Origin of the sequence: Pseudomonas sp. NPDC099000 (assembly GCF_044759925.1) — a bacterium.
In the GTDB taxonomy this organism is placed as follows: Bacteria; Pseudomonadota; Gammaproteobacteria; order Pseudomonadales; family Pseudomonadaceae; genus Aquipseudomonas.
This window is the reverse complement of sequence record NZ_JBIWAF010000008.1, coordinates 106,315-121,594: the sequence shown is the minus strand read 5'-3', so window position 1 is coordinate 121,594 and position 15,280 is coordinate 106,315. Positions and strand designations below refer to the sequence as shown.

The 15,280-nt window shown below is 60.0% G+C and carries 16 protein-coding genes; 8 read left to right on the top strand and 8 right to left on the bottom strand.

Going from position 1 to position 15,280, the window contains the following annotated elements; genetic code table 11:
- Positions 1 to 8: 8 nt before the first annotated feature.
- The 3 genes from ACIQV9_RS12860 to ACIQV9_RS12850 form a co-directional block, all read right to left on the bottom strand.
- The gene (locus ACIQV9_RS12860; protein WP_403101991.1) at positions 9 to 1,292 is read right to left on the bottom strand and encodes an NAD(P)/FAD-dependent oxidoreductase; all 1,284 of its coding nucleotides are present in this window, start codon (positions 1,290 to 1,292) and stop codon (positions 9 to 11) included.
- 71 nt (positions 1,293 to 1,363) lie between these two features.
- Positions 1,364 to 2,854 carry an aldehyde dehydrogenase gene (locus tag ACIQV9_RS12855; RefSeq protein WP_403101683.1) on the bottom strand — a complete coding sequence of 497 codons (1,491 nt, stop codon included), beginning with the start codon at positions 2,852 to 2,854 and terminating at the stop codon, positions 1,364 to 1,366.
- Between the two features lie 170 nt (positions 2,855 to 3,024).
- Positions 3,025 to 4,401: a glutamine synthetase family protein gene (locus ACIQV9_RS12850; RefSeq protein WP_403101681.1), complete on the bottom strand. Its 1,377-nt coding sequence runs from the start codon at positions 4,399 to 4,401 to the stop codon at positions 3,025 to 3,027.
- A 280-nt stretch (positions 4,402 to 4,681) separates the two neighbouring features.
- Here ACIQV9_RS12850 and ACIQV9_RS12845 point away from each other — a divergent pair, with 280 nt between their 5' ends.
- The 5 genes from ACIQV9_RS12845 (at position 4,682) to ACIQV9_RS12825 (ending at position 10,053) form a co-directional block, all read left to right on the top strand.
- On the top strand, positions 4,682 to 5,443 hold the full coding sequence (locus tag ACIQV9_RS12845) for a gamma-glutamyl-gamma-aminobutyrate hydrolase family protein (protein WP_403101678.1): 762 nt from the start codon (positions 4,682 to 4,684) through the stop codon (positions 5,441 to 5,443).
- 349 nt (positions 5,444 to 5,792) lie between these two features.
- On the top strand, positions 5,793 to 6,935 hold the full coding sequence (locus ACIQV9_RS12840) for an ABC transporter ATP-binding protein (RefSeq protein ID WP_403101676.1): 1,143 nt from the start codon (positions 5,793 to 5,795) through the stop codon (positions 6,933 to 6,935).
- A gap of 29 nt (positions 6,936 to 6,964) precedes the next feature.
- The gene (locus ACIQV9_RS12835; RefSeq protein ID WP_403101988.1) at positions 6,965 to 7,846 is read left to right on the top strand and encodes an ABC transporter permease subunit; all 882 of its coding nucleotides are present in this window, start codon (positions 6,965 to 6,967) and stop codon (positions 7,844 to 7,846) included.
- Positions 7,843 to 8,727 (top strand): ABC transporter permease subunit, encoded by an 885-nt coding sequence (locus ACIQV9_RS12830; protein WP_403101674.1) that lies wholly within the window; start codon positions 7,843 to 7,845, stop codon positions 8,725 to 8,727. Before ACIQV9_RS12835 ends, ACIQV9_RS12830 begins: the two co-directional genes overlap by 4 nt.
- Before the next feature lie 228 nt (positions 8,728 to 8,955).
- Positions 8,956 to 10,053, top strand: a complete 1,098-nt coding sequence (locus tag ACIQV9_RS12825; protein WP_403101672.1) for a polyamine ABC transporter substrate-binding protein — start codon at positions 8,956 to 8,958, stop codon at positions 10,051 to 10,053.
- A 237-nt stretch (positions 10,054 to 10,290) separates the two neighbouring features.
- Here ACIQV9_RS12825 and thpR read toward each other — a convergent pair whose 3' ends face one another.
- A complete protein-coding gene (gene thpR, locus ACIQV9_RS12820) occupies positions 10,291 to 10,830 on the bottom strand; it encodes an RNA 2',3'-cyclic phosphodiesterase (protein WP_403101670.1) in 540 nt (179 codons plus the stop codon).
- Between the two features lie 60 nt (positions 10,831 to 10,890).
- Between thpR and ACIQV9_RS12815 the strand changes: the two genes are divergently transcribed.
- Positions 10,891 to 11,085, top strand: a complete 195-nt coding sequence (locus tag ACIQV9_RS12815; protein ID WP_403101668.1) for a hypothetical protein — start codon at positions 10,891 to 10,893, stop codon at positions 11,083 to 11,085.
- A gap of 14 nt (positions 11,086 to 11,099) precedes the next feature.
- Here the strand turns inward: ACIQV9_RS12815 and ACIQV9_RS12810 are convergent, their stop codons facing one another.
- Positions 11,100 to 11,453, bottom strand: a complete 354-nt coding sequence (locus tag ACIQV9_RS12810) for a DUF1428 domain-containing protein (protein ID WP_403101666.1) — start codon at positions 11,451 to 11,453, stop codon at positions 11,100 to 11,102.
- Between the two features lie 16 nt (positions 11,454 to 11,469).
- Positions 11,470 to 12,537 (bottom strand): hypothetical protein, encoded by a 1,068-nt coding sequence (locus tag ACIQV9_RS12805; protein WP_403101664.1) that lies wholly within the window; start codon positions 12,535 to 12,537, stop codon positions 11,470 to 11,472.
- 69 nt (positions 12,538 to 12,606) lie between these two features.
- Between ACIQV9_RS12805 and ACIQV9_RS12800 the strand changes: the two genes are divergently transcribed.
- Positions 12,607 to 12,975 carry a hypothetical protein gene (locus ACIQV9_RS12800; protein ID WP_403102003.1) on the top strand — a complete coding sequence of 123 codons (369 nt, stop codon included), beginning with the start codon at positions 12,607 to 12,609 and terminating at the stop codon, positions 12,973 to 12,975.
- On the top strand, positions 12,972 to 13,241 hold the full coding sequence (locus tag ACIQV9_RS12795; RefSeq protein ID WP_403101662.1) for a hypothetical protein: 270 nt from the start codon (positions 12,972 to 12,974) through the stop codon (positions 13,239 to 13,241). Before ACIQV9_RS12800 ends, ACIQV9_RS12795 begins: the two co-directional genes overlap by 4 nt.
- Here the strand turns inward: ACIQV9_RS12795 and ACIQV9_RS12790 are convergent.
- Both ACIQV9_RS12790 and ACIQV9_RS12785 read right to left on the bottom strand, forming a co-directional pair.
- Positions 13,238 to 13,876: a PQQ-binding-like beta-propeller repeat protein gene (locus tag ACIQV9_RS12790; protein ID WP_403101660.1), complete on the bottom strand. Its 639-nt coding sequence runs from the start codon at positions 13,874 to 13,876 to the stop codon at positions 13,238 to 13,240. The genes ACIQV9_RS12795 and ACIQV9_RS12790 overlap by 4 nt on opposite strands.
- Before the next feature lie 35 nt (positions 13,877 to 13,911).
- Complete coding sequence (locus ACIQV9_RS12785; protein ID WP_403101658.1) at positions 13,912 to 15,132, bottom strand: helix-turn-helix domain-containing protein; 1,221 nt, start codon at positions 15,130 to 15,132, stop codon at positions 13,912 to 13,914.
- Positions 15,133 to 15,280: the final 148 nt, after the last annotated feature.

The following is a 15,280-nucleotide window of genomic DNA, read 5'->3' as shown; positions in this document are numbered from 1 at the left end:
GGTGTGGCTTAGATCCCGAACCGATCACGCAGCGCGTAATACGCGGCGCCCATGGCGGTGAGTGGCGCCTGGAAGGTACGGCCGCCGAGCATCGGCATGTGCGGGAGCGAGGCAAACGCGTCGAAGCGTTCGGCGTCGCCGCGGATCATTTCCGAGATCAGTTTGCCGGCCAGGTGCGAGCAGGTGACGCCGTGGCCGCTGTAGCCTTGCATGTAGTAAGCGTTTTTCTCGATGCGGCCGAATTGCGGCATGCGTGACATGGTGAGCAGGAAGTTGCCGGTCCAGCGGTAGTCGATCTTCACGTCCTTCAGTTGCGGGAAGGTCTTGAGGATTTTCGGTTTGATCAGTTGCTCGATGTCGTCCGGTTCGCGGGCGCCGTAGACCACACCGCCGCCGTACAGCAGGCGGTTGTCGGCGGTGAGACGGTAGTAGTCGAGCAAGTAGTTGCAGTCTTCGACACAGTAGTTGTTTTTGATCAGGCTGCGCGCGACTTGCTCGGACAACGGCTCGGTGACGACGATTTGCGAGCCGCACGGCATGCTTTTGCGTGTGACGCGGTTGTCGAGGTCTTGCGGCAGGTAGGCGTTGCCGGCGATCAGCAGGTATTTGGCGCGCACAACGCCTTTGGCGGTGCGCACGGTGATCGGTTCGCCGTAGGTGATTTCCACCGCTGCCGATTGTTCGTAGATCTTGCCGCCGAGGCCGATGATGGCCGAGGCTTCGCCGAGGGCCAGGTTCAGCGGGTGGATGTGGCCGCCCTGCATGTCGAGCAAGCCACCGACGTAGTTGTCGCAACCGACTTCGCGCTTGATGTCCGCGGCGTCGAGCAGGGTCAGGTTTTTGTTGCCGTAACGCTCCCAGCTGCTTTTCTGTTCGGCCAGGCCTTTGAGCTGCTTTTTGTTCAGCGCGGCGAAGATGCCGCCCGGCTTGTAATCGCACTGGATGTCGTAGTGTTGTATGCGCTGCCGGATGATGTCGGCGCCTTCGAAGATCATGCTGCCGAGGACTTCAGCGGTCTTGTCGCCGTAGCGTTCTTCGATGACATCGACGTCGCGGCTGTAGGAGTTGACCAGTTGGCCACCGTTGCGACCGCTGGCGCCGAAGCCGACTTTGGCGGCTTCGAGCACGGTCACGCTGTAGCCCGCTTCGCAAAGGAACAGGGCCGAGGACAGACCGGTGTAGCCGGCGCCAATGATGCAGACGTCGCAGTCCACTGCTTGTTCCAGGACGGGGAAGTCGCCGGTGAAGTTGCGGGTGGCGGCGTAGTAGCTGTTTACGTGGGTTTGTTTCACAGAATCTTGTTTCATAGCTTTCTCCGATGGCCACCGGCAGTGCCGGCGACCGTCGCTTTTTTTTATAGGTATTAGAGCTTGATCCAGGTCGCTTTGAGTTCGGTGTATTTGTCGAACGCGTGCAGCGATTTGTCCCGACCGTTACCCGACTGCTTGTACCCGCCGAACGGCGCGGTCATGTCGCCGCCGTCGTACTGGTTGACCCAGACGCTGCCAGCGCGCAAGCCGCGGGCGAAGGTGTGGGCCTTGCTCAGGTTGCTGGTCCAGACGCCTGCGGCCAGGCCGAAGATGCTGTCGTTGGCGATGGCCAGCGCTTCTTCAGCGGTGTCGAAGGTGATCAGCGACAGCACCGGGCCGAAGATTTCTTCACGGGCGATGGTCATGGCATTGGTCACACCGTCGAAAATCGCCGGTTCCACGTACAGGCCACCGGTGCTTTCAAGGGTGCGGCTGCCGCCGGCGATCAGTTGCGCGCCCTGGTCTTTGCCGACCTGGATATAGCGCAGCACGTTGTCCAGTTGGCGCTGATCGACGACTGCGCCGACGGTGGTTTCCGGGTCCAGCGCGTGCCCCGGTTTCCACGCTTGCAACGCTTCCACCAGCAGCGGAATGAACTGCTCGCGAATCGAACGTTCCACCAGCAAGCGCGAGCCGGCGGTGCAGACTTCGCCCTGGTTGAAAGCAATCGCACCCGCCGCCGCTTGTGCTGCCGCGCGCAAATCCGGTGCGTCGGCGAACACCACGTTCGGGCTCTTCCCCCCTGCTTCGAGCCAGACGCGTTTCATGTTGCTTTGCCCGGCGTAGATCAGCAGTTGCTTGGCAATCGCGGTCGAGCCGGTGAAGGCCAGCACGTCGACGTCCATGTGCAGCGCCAGCGCCTTGCCGACGGTGTGACCGTAACCCGGCAGGACGTTGAACACGCCTTTCGGGATGCCCGCATCCAGGGCAAGCTGCGCGATGCGGATGGCGGTCAGTGGCGACTTTTCCGAAGGCTTGAGGATGAACGAGTTGCCGGCTGCAAGCGCCGGGGCGAACTTCCAGCTGGCCATGATCAACGGGAAGTTCCACGGCACGATGGCGGCGACCACACCCGCTGGTTCGCGGGTGATGAGGCCGAGTTGGTCGTGCGGCGTAGCGGCGACTTCGTCGTAGATCTTGTCGATGGCCTCGGCGCTCCAGCGGATCGCGTTGGCGGTCGCCGGGATGTCGATGTTCATGGAGTCGTTGATCGGCTTGCCCATGTCGAGGGTTTCGAGCAGGGCCAGTTCTTCCTGGTTGGCCAGGATGAGATCGGCGAAGCGAATCAAAATGCGCTTGCGTTCTGCGGGTGCCAACCGCGCCCAGATGCCGGATTCGAAGGTGCGGCGTGCGACGACGACGGCCGCATTGGCGTCGGCTTCGTCGGTGCTGACGACGTTGGCCAGGAAACGGCCGTCGACCGGGCTCATGCACTCAAAAGTGGCGCCGCTGAGTGCCGAGCAGTACTGGCCGTCGATGAATGCGCGACCTTCGATTGTTAGGGACTGGAAGCGTTGCTCCCAGTCGCTGCGAGTGTTTGTCATGGTTGTGACTCGACGCAGAGGAATTGGTGGTCGTCAGTTAAAACTTGAAACGCAATCCCCTGTAGGAGTGAGCCTGCTCGCGATAGCGGTGAATCAGGCGACATCAATGCTGACTGATGCGCCGCTATCGCGAGCAGGCTCACTCCTACAGTTGATCGGCGTTGTTCGTCTTAGACGGTATGCAAGTACCAGTTGTACTCAAGGTCCGAGATGGAGTTCTCGAACTCGGCCAGCTCGCTTTCCTTGCACGCCACGAACACGTCGATGTACAGCGGGTCGATGTATTTGGCCATGACTTCGCTGTCGTCCAGCTCACGCAATGCATCGCGCAGGTTGTTCGGCAGGCTCTGCTCGTTCTGCTCGTAGCTGTTGCCTTCAACCGGTGCGCCCGGCTCGATTTCGTTGGTCAGGCCGTGGTGGATACCGGCCAGCACCGAGGCCATCAGCAGGTATGGGTTGGCATCGGCGCCGGCGACGCGGTGTTCGATGCGTACCGAATCCGCGGAACCGGTCGGCACACGCACCGCCACGGTACGGTTGTCGATGCCCCAGCTCGGCGAGTTCGGTACGTAGAACTGCGCACCAAAACGGCGATACGAGTTGACGTTCGGGCACAGGAACGCCATCTGCGCCGGCAGGGTCTCGAGCACACCGCCGATCGCGTGTCGCAGCGCGGCGTTCTGCTCGGGATCCTCGCTGGCAAAGATGTTGTTGCCTTCTTTGTCGAGAATCGAAATGTGCACGTGCAAACCATTACCCGCCTGGCCCGGATACGGCTTGGCCATAAACGTGGTGTCCATCTCGTGGTCGTAGGCGATGTTCTTCACCAGACGCTTGAGCAACACCGCGTAGTCGCAGGCCTTGATCGGGTCATTGACGTGATGCAGGTTCACTTCGAACTGCGCCGGGGCGCTTTCCTTGACGATGGCGTCAGCAGGAATGCCTTGCTCTTTCGCGCCTTCGAGGATGTCTTGCAGGCAATCGACGTATTCGTCGAGGTCGTCGATCAGGTAGACCTGGGTCGACACCGGACGCTTGCCCGATACCGGCGAACGCGGCGACTGCGGACGACCGTTCACGTTGTCCTGGTCGATCAGATAAAACTCGAGTTCGAATGCCGCGCAAATGGTCAGGCCAAGTTCGTCGAACTTGCGCACCACATTGGCCAGCACTTCGCGCGGATCGGCGAAGAACGCCTCGCCTTCCAGTTCATGCATGGTCATCAGCAACTGAGCTGTTGGGCGCTTCTGCCACGGCTCGATGCTCAGGGTGCCCGGGATGGGGAAACAGATTCGGTCCGAGTCGCCGATGTCCAGACCCAGGCCGGTGCTTTCCACCGTGGAACCGTTGATGTCCAGAGCAAACAGAGACGCCGGGAGGTTGATGCCTTTTTCGTAAACCTTATGAAGACTGGTGCGTTCGATGCGCTTGCCGCGCACCACACCGTTCATATCCGCAATCAGAAGGTCGACGTACAAAACCTCAGGATATTTCTTAAGGAATGCGTTTGCTTCGTTGAGTTGAACGGTACGCAGAGGGACCGACATGATGCACCTATTAGCTGTTAATTATTATGTTCACTACCTTGTTGCGAGCCCAGTCAATCCGAAAGGCAAAGTGAAGTCAATAGCGAACACTTGGCCTTTCAACCTTTATTTTCGGGCCTTTTTGGGGGACGAGAGTGCCAGATCAGCCTTGAGCACCGTGTAAATCCTGAGCATTGGACGATCGGCGTTTAGAATTTTTTACATGAGAGTTGTTAATTAAAATCAACAAGGCTAAGCTCCGGAAAAGCTCGTTCAAGTGTGAAACTTCGAGGTGATAAAAATGGCATTCAAGCCATTGATCGGCATTACAGCGTGCGTCAAACAGATTGGCCTGCACCCCTACCACATCAGCGGCGACAAGTACTTGCGTGCTGTCAGCGTCGCGGCTTTGGGGCTGCCTGTGGTCATTCCTTCCTTAGGCGAATTGACTGAAATCGAGGATGTGCTCGCGCATCTCGACGGTCTGCTGCTGACCGGCTCTCCCTCGAACGTGGAACCTTTCCACTATCAAGGCCCGGCCAGTGCCCCCGGCACGGATCACGATCCGGCGCGGGACGCCACCACCCTTCCTTTATTGCGTGCGGCCATTGCGGCGGGTGTGCCGGTACTCGGCATCTGCCGCGGCTTTCAGGAAATGAACGTGGCATTCGGCGGCAGCCTGCACCAGAAGGTGCATGAACTGCCGGGCATGCTCGATCACCGGGAAGCGGACAGTCCGGAGCTGGCGGTGCAATACGCCCCGGCCCATGCGGTGACGGTGCAACCGGGCGGCGTGTTCGAAGCGCTGGAGTTGCCGGCCGAGTTCAGGGTCAATTCGATTCACAGTCAGGGCATTGATCGACTGGCTCCGGGCTTGCGCTCGGAAGCGGTTGCGCCGGACGGTTTGATCGAGGCGATTTCGGTGGAGCACAGCAAGGCGTTTGCCGTCGGCGTCCAATGGCACCCGGAATGGCAGGTGCTTTCGAATCCGCCTTATCTGAGTATTTTCCAGGCGTTCGGCGATGCGTGCCGGCAACGGGCTGCGCTGCGTAAAACCCGCTGACTTAAAACAACCCTTTACTGCCCCCGCGAGTCAGGCGGGCGTGCCTTTGCGCGTCCGTGACTTGCGAAACAACACACTGCAATAACAACAAGTACGACCCAGGCAGCCAGGATGGCGGCGCCGAATAAGCCCGAGCGATATGGATCCGGCGAACGCAATCCTTTGTAGGAGCGAGGCTTGCCCGCGAAGGCGGTGTATCAGGTAACGATGATGTCGACTGACACTCCGTCTTCGCGGGCAAGCCTCGCTCCTACAGGGTTCGCACTTCGACTGAAACTATCCGGGCTTGCAATCCACTCTTAAGTCAGGCCGCGTTGGCCCGACGACTGAAACCTGTTGGGAGTTTCACATGGCAAACGCCTCCAGCACTTACAGGAAGGCTCTTGAAGGTCACCAGACATCGAAAAAGGTGTTGGTGAAAGTCGACCGCGTCACCAAGAAATTCGACGAAACCTGCGCAGTAGACGATGTCTCGCTTGAGATTCATCAAGGCGAAATTTTCGCCCTGCTCGGCGGTTCCGGCTCCGGCAAATCGACCCTGCTGCGCATGCTCGCCGGCTTCGAACGCCCGACCGAAGGACGGATTTTCCTCGATGGAGTCGACATCACCGACATGCCACCGTATGAACGGCCGATCAACATGATGTTCCAGTCGTACGCCTTGTTCCCGCACATGACGGTAGCGCAGAACATTGCCTTCGGCCTCAAGCAGGACCGTTTGCCCGCCAGCGAAATCGACGCCCGCGTTGAAGAGATGCTGCGCCTGGTGCACATGACCCAGTACGCCAAGCGCAAACCCCATCAACTGTCTGGCGGTCAGCGTCAGCGCGTCGCCCTCGCCCGCTCCCTGGCCAAGCGTCCGAAGCTGTTGCTGCTCGACGAACCGATGGGCGCACTGGATAAAAAGCTGCGTTCGCAAATGCAACTGGAGCTGGTGGAGATCATCGAGCGCGTCGGCGTGACCTGCGTGATGGTGACCCACGATCAGGAAGAGGCCATGACCATGGCCCAACGCATCGCGATCATGCACTTGGGCTGGATCGCCCAGATCGGTAGCCCGGTCGACATCTATGAAGCCCCGGTCAGCCGCATGGTCTGTGAGTTCATCGGCAACGTGAACGCCTTCGAAGGCACGGTGGTGGAAGACCTTGAAGGTCACGCGATCATTCACAGCAAGGATTTGGAACAGAAGATTTACGTCGGTCACGGCGTCAGCACTTCGGTGCAGGACAAGTCGATCACCTACGCGATCCGCCCGGAAAAAATGCTGGTCAGCACGATCAAGCCGGACACTCGCTACAACTGGTCCGAAGGCAAAGTGCATGACATCGCCTACCTCGGCGGTCACTCGGTGTTCTACGTGGAATTGCCTGGCGGCAAAGTCGTGCAATCGTTCATGGCCAACGCCGAACGCCGTGGCGCGCGACCGACCTGGGACGACAAAGTCTACGTGTGGTGGGAAGACGACAGCGGCGTGGTACTGCGCTCATGAAAACACTCAATCAGCAGTTCATGCGGCTGATGCCGAGTGGTCGAAAGCTCGTCATCGGGATTCCTTTCCTGTGGCTGTGCCTGTTTTTCCTGTTGCCGTTCTTCCTGGTGATGAAGATCAGCTTCTCGGAAGCGGCGCTGGCCATTCCTCCTTACTCCGAGATCTACACCTTCGCCGAGCAGAAATTCCAGCTGCTGCTGAACATCGGCAACTACTCGTTGCTGACCGAAGATGAGCTGTACATCTCGGCCTACTTCGGTTCGTTGAAGGTTGCGTTTTTAAGCACGCTGATGTGCCTGGTGCTCGGTTTCCCGATGGCCTACGCGATCACCAAGGCGAACAAGGAAACGCAAAACGTTTTGCTGTTGCTGATCATGATGCCGACCTGGACCGCGATCCTGATCCGCGTGTATGCGTGGATGGGCATTCTCAGCAACAACGGTTTGCTCAACGGTTTTTTGATGTGGACCGGGCTGACGGATCACCCGATCGAGATTCTCAACACCAACACCGCCGTCTATATCGGTGTGGTGTATGCGTATCTGCCGTTCATGGTGCTGCCGCTGTACGCCAACCTGGTCAAGCACGATCAAAGCTTGCTGGAAGCTGCGTCCGACCTGGGTTCGAGCAACTTCAACAACTTCTGGAAAATCACCGTGCCGCTGGCCAAGAACGGCATCATCGCCGGTTGCATGCTGGTGTTCATTCCGGTGGTCGGTGAGTTCGTGATTCCGGAACTGCTGGGCGGCCCGGAGACGCTGATGATTGGTCGGGTGTTGTGGCAAGAGTTCTTCAACAACCGCGACTGGCCGGTGGCGTCTGCCCTGGCGGTGGTGATGCTGTTGATCCTGATTGTGCCGATCCTGTTGTTCAACCGTAGCCAAGCCAAAGAGATGGAGGGTCGGGGATGAAACGCTTCGGATTTTCAAAGTTCATGCTGATTTTCGGCCTGTCGTTTATCTACCTGCCGATGCTGATTCTGGTGATCTACTCGTTCAACGCTTCCAAGCTGGTCACCGTATGGGGCGGCTGGTCGTTCAAGTGGTACGCCGGCTTGCTCGATAACTCGCAACTGATGGGCTCGGTGTTGCGCTCGCTGGAAATCGCCTGCTACACCGCGATTGCCGCGGTGGCGCTGGGGACGTTGGCGGCGTTTGTGCTGACTCGCGTGACGCGCTTCAAAGGTCGTACTTTGTTTGGCGGTCTGGTGACCGCGCCGCTGGTGATGCCGGAAGTGATCACCGGTCTGTCGCTGTTACTGCTGTTCGTGGCCATGGCACAACTGATCGGCTGGCCGCAGGAACGCGGCATCGTCACCATCTGGATCGCCCACACCACGTTCTGCGCGGCGTATGTCGCGGTGGTGGTCTCGGCGCGCTTGCGTGAGCTGGACTTGTCCATCGAAGAAGCGGCCATGGACCTCGGGGCAAAGCCGTTCAAGGTGTTTTTCCTGATCACCATTCCGATGATCGCGCCATCACTGGCGGCCGGCGGCATGATGTCGTTTGCCCTGTCGCTGGATGACCTGGTACTGGCGAGCTTCGTGTCCGGCCCGGGTTCCACGACCCTGCCGATGGAAGTGTTCTCGGCGGTGCGTCTGGGCGTGAAGCCTGAGATCAATGCCGTGGCCAGTTTGATTCTGTTGGCCGTTTCGATCGTGACCTTCATGGTCTGGTACTTCAGCCGCCGCGCTGAAGCCACCCGTAAACGTGCGATCCAGGAAGCGATGGACCAGACCGCCAGCGAGTCGTGGCAGCAACCTGAAAAGCGAATGGTGGAAGCAACGGTTTAGGTTGATGAGTTAACTGTGGCGAGGGGGCTTGCCCCCGTTCGGCTGCGCAGCAGTCGTAAAACCAGTGAATGCGGTGTACCTGATACACCTCGGTTGCAGGTTTTGGGGCCGCTTCGCAGCCCAACGGGGGCAAGCCCCCTCGCCACAGGGTTTGCGTGTATTGCACAGGTTGTGTGTTCGCCGCATTTTTGCTGTGTGTTTTTGAATAAAAAGAATGGAGTTGTACCGATGAAAATGTTTGGCAGGACTCTGCTGACACTGTCCTTATTGGGCGCAATGGCTACTGGCGCCCAGGCCAATGACAAGGTTCTGCGCGTCTATAACTGGTCGGATTACATCGCCCCGGACACGGTCAAGAAGTTCGAAGACGAGACCGGCATCCGCGTGACCTACGATGTGTTCGACAGCAATGAAACCCTTGAGGCCCGCTTGCTCGCGGGTAAATCCGGCTATGACATCGTTGTGCCGTCCAACAGCTTCCTGGCCAAGCAGATCAAGGCCGGGGTCTATCAGGAACTGGACAAGTCGAAGCTGTCGAACTGGAAGAACCTCAACCCGGTGCTGCTGAAAAATGCTGCCGCCAGCGATCCGGATAACGGCCACGCCTTCCCATACATGTGGGGTTCGATCGGCATTGGCTTCAACCCGGCCAAGGTCAAGGAAGTGCTCGGCAACAACGCCCCCACCAATTCCTGGGACTTGCTGTTCAAACCGGAAAACGCGGAAAAACTGAAAGCCTGCGGCATCAGCTTCCTCGACTCGCCGACGGAAATGCTCCCGGCGGCGCTGCACTATCTGGGTTACCCGGTGAACTCCCAGGACAAGGCTCAGATCGCTGAAGCGGAAGCGCTGTTCATGAAGATTCGGCCGTCGGTGGCGTATTTCCATTCGTCGAAATACATCTCCGACCTGGCTAACGGCAACATCTGCGTCGCGGTCGGTTACTCCGGCGACGTGCTGCAGGCCAAGGCACGCGCTCAGGAAGCGGGCGACAAGGTGAAGATCGATTACAGCATTCCGAAGGAAGGGGCCGGCAGCTTCTACGACATGGTCGCTATCCCGCGGGACGCAGCGAACGTGGAAAACGCCTATCTGTTCATGAACTTCCTGATGCGCCCGGACATCATCGCCGAGATCACCAACAACATCGGCTACAGCAACGCCAATGCCGCGGCCACGCCGTTGGTGGATGAGGCGATTCGCGATGATCCGGGGTCGTATCCGCCGCAAGCGGTGATGGCGACGCTGTATGCGATTCCGGATATGCCGATCGGCGTTCAGCGGGTGATGACCCGGGGCTGGACGCGGGTGAAGCTCGGGAAATAGTCGCTGAATGATCGTTCCCACGCTCTGCGTGGGAATGCAGCCCGGGACGCTCCGCGTCCCTTCCAAAGCCGGACGCGGAGCGTCTGTGGAGGCATTCCCACGCGGAGCGTGGGAACGATCACTGTCAAAGTTTCCGTTCACGCAGCGCCTTACCACCGCTGCACCCTCTCTGACGAACGGCCTCACCTGGCTTCCTCGGTTAAGGTGAATTCGGGCGCCCTCCTCGGGCGCCTTTTTTTATGCGGGGACGAGCGGCCATTCCGCCAGCGCCCGATACCGTCCCTTATGGGATTCAAACAACACAAAGTGATCGGCCCGCAGGAAAAACTCCGGCGGCGTCGCGGATTCCGGCACCGGCATTCGATAGTCACGCATCAACGTCAAGTGCGGTCGAAACTCCTTCGGCGCCTCCTCAAAACCAAACGGCAACATCGCCTGTTCCAGCGCATACACCAGACGCAATAACTCCGGTGGCGCCTGCTCTGGCGCCAGCACCAACACCCCCGCCCTGCGCCAGACCTCCATTCGATCCAGCGCCAACCTCAGCGGCGCACCCGGTACGTGAACCTTCGCAGCTGCTGCGCAGATCTCGCCTATTTGCGCCACCGCCACAGCCCCCAAAAACAACAAGGTCAGGTGCAAGTTTTCCGCCGGCACCGGACGCCCGCTGCGCAGCTCAAGGGCGCTGCGCCATTGGGCCATGGCCTTGCGTTGCTCCGGCGGGCAATTGAGCGCGAAAAACAGCCGCTTGAACGGTTCATGGGATTCGTCAGTCATGCCTGGCAGCTCCTGACATGCACGTTATAGTTGAACCAACCGAATCAACGGGAGGGGGCCATGCGACAGATCATCAGCAAAGAGCCATGGTGGGCAATGCCGCCGAAACCGGGGCAGGATGAGTCCGAGCTGGAATGGGGCTGGCTGGTTCACTATAGCGAAGGGGAGCCGCGCTTCGAGTTTATCAGGGAGCGGCCGACAGACAGCGAGATCCGCAACCGCAAAAGTTGCAGGATCACACCGACGCCGGAGTGATCCTTTCGTCGGGATCAGGCCTTCACGATCATTTCAAAACCACCAAAGACCAGACGCTGGCCATCGAAGGGCATCGGATTGACGTCCGGCTGCATCCGCGGATCGTGCATGAGTTTGTCCATGCCCGCATTACGGGTGGCCTTGTCCGGCCAAATGATCCAGCTGAACACCACGGTTTCGTCCTCCTTGAGTTTCACCGCCATGGGAAACGAGGTCACCTTGCCGTCAGGCACATCGTCGCCCCAGCATTCAACGACGCTGAGCGCGCCGCTTTCCTTGAAAATAACCGCAGCGGTTTCGGCGTGCTTCTTGAATTTTTCGCGATTGGCGGTGGGTACGGCAGCGAGGAAGCCATCAACGTAGGACATGGTGTTTCTCCTTCGGTTATGGAACGGTCTGCTGGCTAGTCGTTTCCATCGGGCTCCAATCGACAGCGCCACTGCCCGAACTGACCGACGGTACGTCGGCGCTCCCCGCCAGGTTGCCCTCGATCTGCGACGCCATGTACAACGTTCCCGCCATCACGCCGGTGGTCGGGTTCTGCACCAGTTTCGTCCAGGCCTTGTCGAACGTATTGCCCAGGCTGCTGCGAATCAGCGCCTCGCTATCCGGCCGGTCGTTGGCCTGAATGATCGCCCGAACGCCTGCTACCCCCACCGAAATCAGGGCGCCGGCCAGTTTCCCGGCCACCGCGGCCACCGCACTGGCCGCTCCTCGCGGGGCCATTTCGGCCTCCATCCGCTGGCTGGCGCGTTTGGCCACCGGTGCCATGGCGGTTTCGGTTGAATCCACGCCTTTGTCGCCACCCGCCTTGTGAATCTTTTCGATCAACGCCGCGTAGGCCGGCAACGTGTTCAGCGGTTGCGTGTGCACGACCTGGTACAGCGACGCGTCGCGAGCAGACGGCGGGCCCAGTGCAATCGCGGGGATTTTCTGGATGCGGCCGTTCAGCTGAGCCATCGGCACGCCGTGACGCTGGGAGATTCGCTGCAGTTCTTCCTGAACAATGTCCACGTAGAAGGCCGTTGCCAGGCCGAGAATCGCGTCGGGATCAATCTCCACCGCGACCGGCGCCAGCACGCGCTTCTGGTATTGCTCCAGCAGATAGGCGGCGAGTCGCTTGGCCGAGGCATCCTGCTCGCCCTGGGCACTGAGGCTGTACCAGCCGACCTTCATCGACAGCCATTCCTGGGTCCAGTAACTGCTGAACCAGGGAATGAAGTTCTCTTCGGTCAGTTGGTAGACCCGGGTGCGCCAGTAATCCATGGCGCCGCGGGCGTAGATTTTGGTCTGTTCGGTGGCCGATTGGGAGGCTGCGACAATCTCCTGATCCACTTGTCGCCACGTGCTCTCGGACACCACCACAATCGGCTCCACCACCGGCGCACGCGGCGGCGTGGCGCATCCCGCCAACACCACCATCACGGCGACGATCAGCGAACGCAGGTTCAAGATCGCGGTTCCTACAGTGTTCCCCGGACGGTATGTCCGGTGCTCAAACGCCTATTTATTTGAGTATAGGTGGCGGCAATTGTTCGCTTGGGGTTAGTAGCGACTTCAAGTGCCTCATCGCGGGCAAGCCCGCTCCCACAGGGATTAGCGTCGATTGAAAATCTGTGTTTCGCCAAAGAACACTGTGGGAGCGGGCTTGCCCGCGATGACGCCCTCCAGATCACCAAAAAATCCGCTATCAACGGCGTCGATACTCACCATCGCGATGATTGCCTTCCGCTAAAAAACCGCCAGGCGCAGGATCAACCCATCCCAAGGCAAAAGCCCACACCGGAGGGGAAAATCATGTTGATCCATCTGCTGACCTGCCTGGCCCTGACGGCCGTGACCTTGACTGTCTTTTCCTACATCGTCCTCGCCGAGGAGCGCAGATCATGATCCACGCCATCACCCTCTCCGTAAGCTTCCCGGTGTTCGGCAACAACTACTATTCGCAGCCATTCGTCTCGCGCAAAGAGTTGTCACTGGTGTTCGACAAAAACTTCGAGGCGTTGCTGATACCGGCAGCCGCGAACCACTTCAACAATGAAGTGGTCGGGCTCAACGATCAGTTCCGGTTTCTCAACGACGTCCTGGTTGAACACCTGCTGGAGATCGAATTGGCTCAAAGCGCGCCTCGGTCGTCCCGTCAGTTCACGTTTTAGGATGAGGCGGGCCGACGAACGGCCCTAACCTTGCCGCTGTTTCCTCCGCCACAGAAAAACCGGTCCGCGCCGTCGGACTCAAGCCCGGACACGCCGACACCGGTTGGCAGCGTGAGGCTTTCCAGCACCTCGCCGGTGTTCGGGTCTACTCGCCGCAATTCACCTTCCTCTCCTTCCCATGTGCCGTGCCAGAGCGCACCTTCCACCCAGGTCACGCCAGTGACGAAGCGGTTGGACTCGATCGTGCGAAGAATCTTGCCGGTGTCGGGGTCGATCTGATGGATCTTGCGCTCCCGATACTGCCCGACCCACAGCGTTCCTTCGGCCCAGGCGAGCCCTGAGTCACCACCGCCGCCGGGTGCTGGAATGGTGCCGAGTACCCGGCCGTTCGAAGGATCGATCTTCTGGATACGATCCTCGGCGATCTGGAACAAGTGCTGGCCATCAAAGGCTGTCCCGGCATGCGCGGCGATATCAAGCGAGCGCAGTGTCTGCCCGCTGGCCGGGTCGAGGGCGTTGAGTTTTTCTCCGGAAGCGAACCAGACGTGCTGACCGTCATAAGAAACGCCATGCACGCTGTCAACGCCCGGAAAGGGTCCGTATTCGCGAATGATTTCGGCAGATGATTGCTTCATGGTTGCATCCTCTTCGCTGGGGGGTGGAATGGATCCTAATCACCCGGCACCCAAGCGGTGAGTAACAAAGTCGTCGCGAATCCCGGCAACGGCGGCATCATCCAGCGCCGGGCGCGCCCGCGGCCAAACGACTGCACTTTGCCGGCGGTTGCCAGCGAGTCGAGTACCCGCTGAACGGTGCGTTGACTGGCCATTAACGCCAATGCGAGCGCCGAACTCGACCACGACTCGCCGTCGGCGAGGAAGGCGAGCAGCGCCGCCTGCGGTTCTTCGACGGGCCGTGCCAACACCACAACGTCGTCAGCAATCAGTGGTTGCAGCGCAAACCCGCGCTTGGTCGCACTGACACCGGCCAGAGGTTTCAGCGCCTTGCGCAGCCGGCCGATTTCGACGCGCAATCGCGCGCGATGGGATTCATCGGTGAGTTTCAAGCGAAAGGCCTGCGTGATCAGTGTTTCCCTCGCCACATCCGCCGGCCACGCTTCGGCCAACGCTCGCACGAGGGTAAATAATACCGGGCGTTTGGCCAGGGATACCGACATCCCGGAGCCGCGCACGCCGTATCGGCACGCGTCCACCACCAGTGATGTTGAGCCGAGCAGCGCTTCCACCTCATCCAGCAACAGGGGGCGCTCTTCACCACGGGTGATCAGTCGCGCAGCGGGCGTGTTGAGGACTTGAGCGGCGTGTTCGACCTCGGCGGTCAGCGCGGGAATACCGGCGTCGACCGCAGCGCGTTGAGCCCTTTCGAGCGCAGATCGCGCCCTTTTTGTTTCGAGTCGCCGCACGGCGATCCCGGCCACCACCAATTCATGAACGACGCGCAATGCCGGCGGCAGCGGCGCAGGGTCGAGCTCTGCGAGCAAACTGTCGACCTCATCCAGACGCCCGATCAACAACAAACGGCGAATCTGCAAATACCGCGCATGGGCGGCGTTCAGGCGATCGCCATGCGCCTGCAAGGTCACTCGCGCCGCTTCGAGCGCCTTCACCGGCCAAGCCAGATCCCTTGAAGCCAAAGCGATTTCGGCCTCGGCGACCACGCACCGCGCCCCGGCCAGCGGTGCTTTCGGACCGAAGGCGCGGGCGGCGCTGCGCACCAATGCCTTGGCCCGGACCAGATCGCCCAACTGCGCCATGGCGATGCCGCGAAGTGCCAACGCAGGCGCATCGTCGCGCAGGGCAACCCGGTTCAGCGCACCGAGGGGGTCGCCCGCGGCGAGTGCGTGTGCTGCAGCGGTGATCAGCGAGTCCATTTGAATGGCGCCACAGGTGTCACTCCTTCGGTTCGATGCCCGTTGATGAGTCTATCTCACGCTCACGAAACCTGTGGGAGCGAGCTTGCTCGCGAAAGCGGTGGGTCAGTTGCCATTGATGTTGGATGTCCCGGCCTCTTCGCGAGCA

Coding starts and splice junctions, on each gene's coding strand:
- ACIQV9_RS12855 (WP_403101683.1), bottom strand. CDS start 2,854: ATGACAAACACTCGCAGCGACTGGGAGCAACGCTTCCAGTCCCTAACA.
- ACIQV9_RS12850 (WP_403101681.1), bottom strand. CDS start 4,401: ATGTCGGTCCCTCTGCGTACCGTTCAACTCAACGAAGCAAACGCATTC.
- ACIQV9_RS12845 (WP_403101678.1), top strand. CDS start 4,682: ATGGCATTCAAGCCATTGATCGGCATTACAGCGTGCGTCAAACAGATT.
- ACIQV9_RS12840 (WP_403101676.1), top strand. CDS start 5,793: ATGGCAAACGCCTCCAGCACTTACAGGAAGGCTCTTGAAGGTCACCAG.
- ACIQV9_RS12835 (WP_403101988.1), top strand. CDS start 6,965: ATGCCGAGTGGTCGAAAGCTCGTCATCGGGATTCCTTTCCTGTGGCTG.
- ACIQV9_RS12830 (WP_403101674.1), top strand. CDS start 7,843: ATGAAACGCTTCGGATTTTCAAAGTTCATGCTGATTTTCGGCCTGTCG.
- ACIQV9_RS12825 (WP_403101672.1), top strand. CDS start 8,956: ATGAAAATGTTTGGCAGGACTCTGCTGACACTGTCCTTATTGGGCGCA.
- thpR (WP_403101670.1), bottom strand. CDS start 10,830: ATGACTGACGAATCCCATGAACCGTTCAAGCGGCTGTTTTTCGCGCTC.
- ACIQV9_RS12815 (WP_403101668.1), top strand. CDS start 10,891: ATGCGACAGATCATCAGCAAAGAGCCATGGTGGGCAATGCCGCCGAAA.
- ACIQV9_RS12810 (WP_403101666.1), bottom strand. CDS start 11,453: ATGTCCTACGTTGATGGCTTCCTCGCTGCCGTACCCACCGCCAATCGC.
- ACIQV9_RS12795 (WP_403101662.1), top strand. CDS start 12,972: ATGATCCACGCCATCACCCTCTCCGTAAGCTTCCCGGTGTTCGGCAAC.
- ACIQV9_RS12790 (WP_403101660.1), bottom strand. CDS start 13,876: ATGAAGCAATCATCTGCCGAAATCATTCGCGAATACGGACCCTTTCCG.
- ACIQV9_RS12785 (WP_403101658.1), bottom strand. CDS start 15,132: ATGGACTCGCTGATCACCGCTGCAGCACACGCACTCGCCGCGGGCGAC.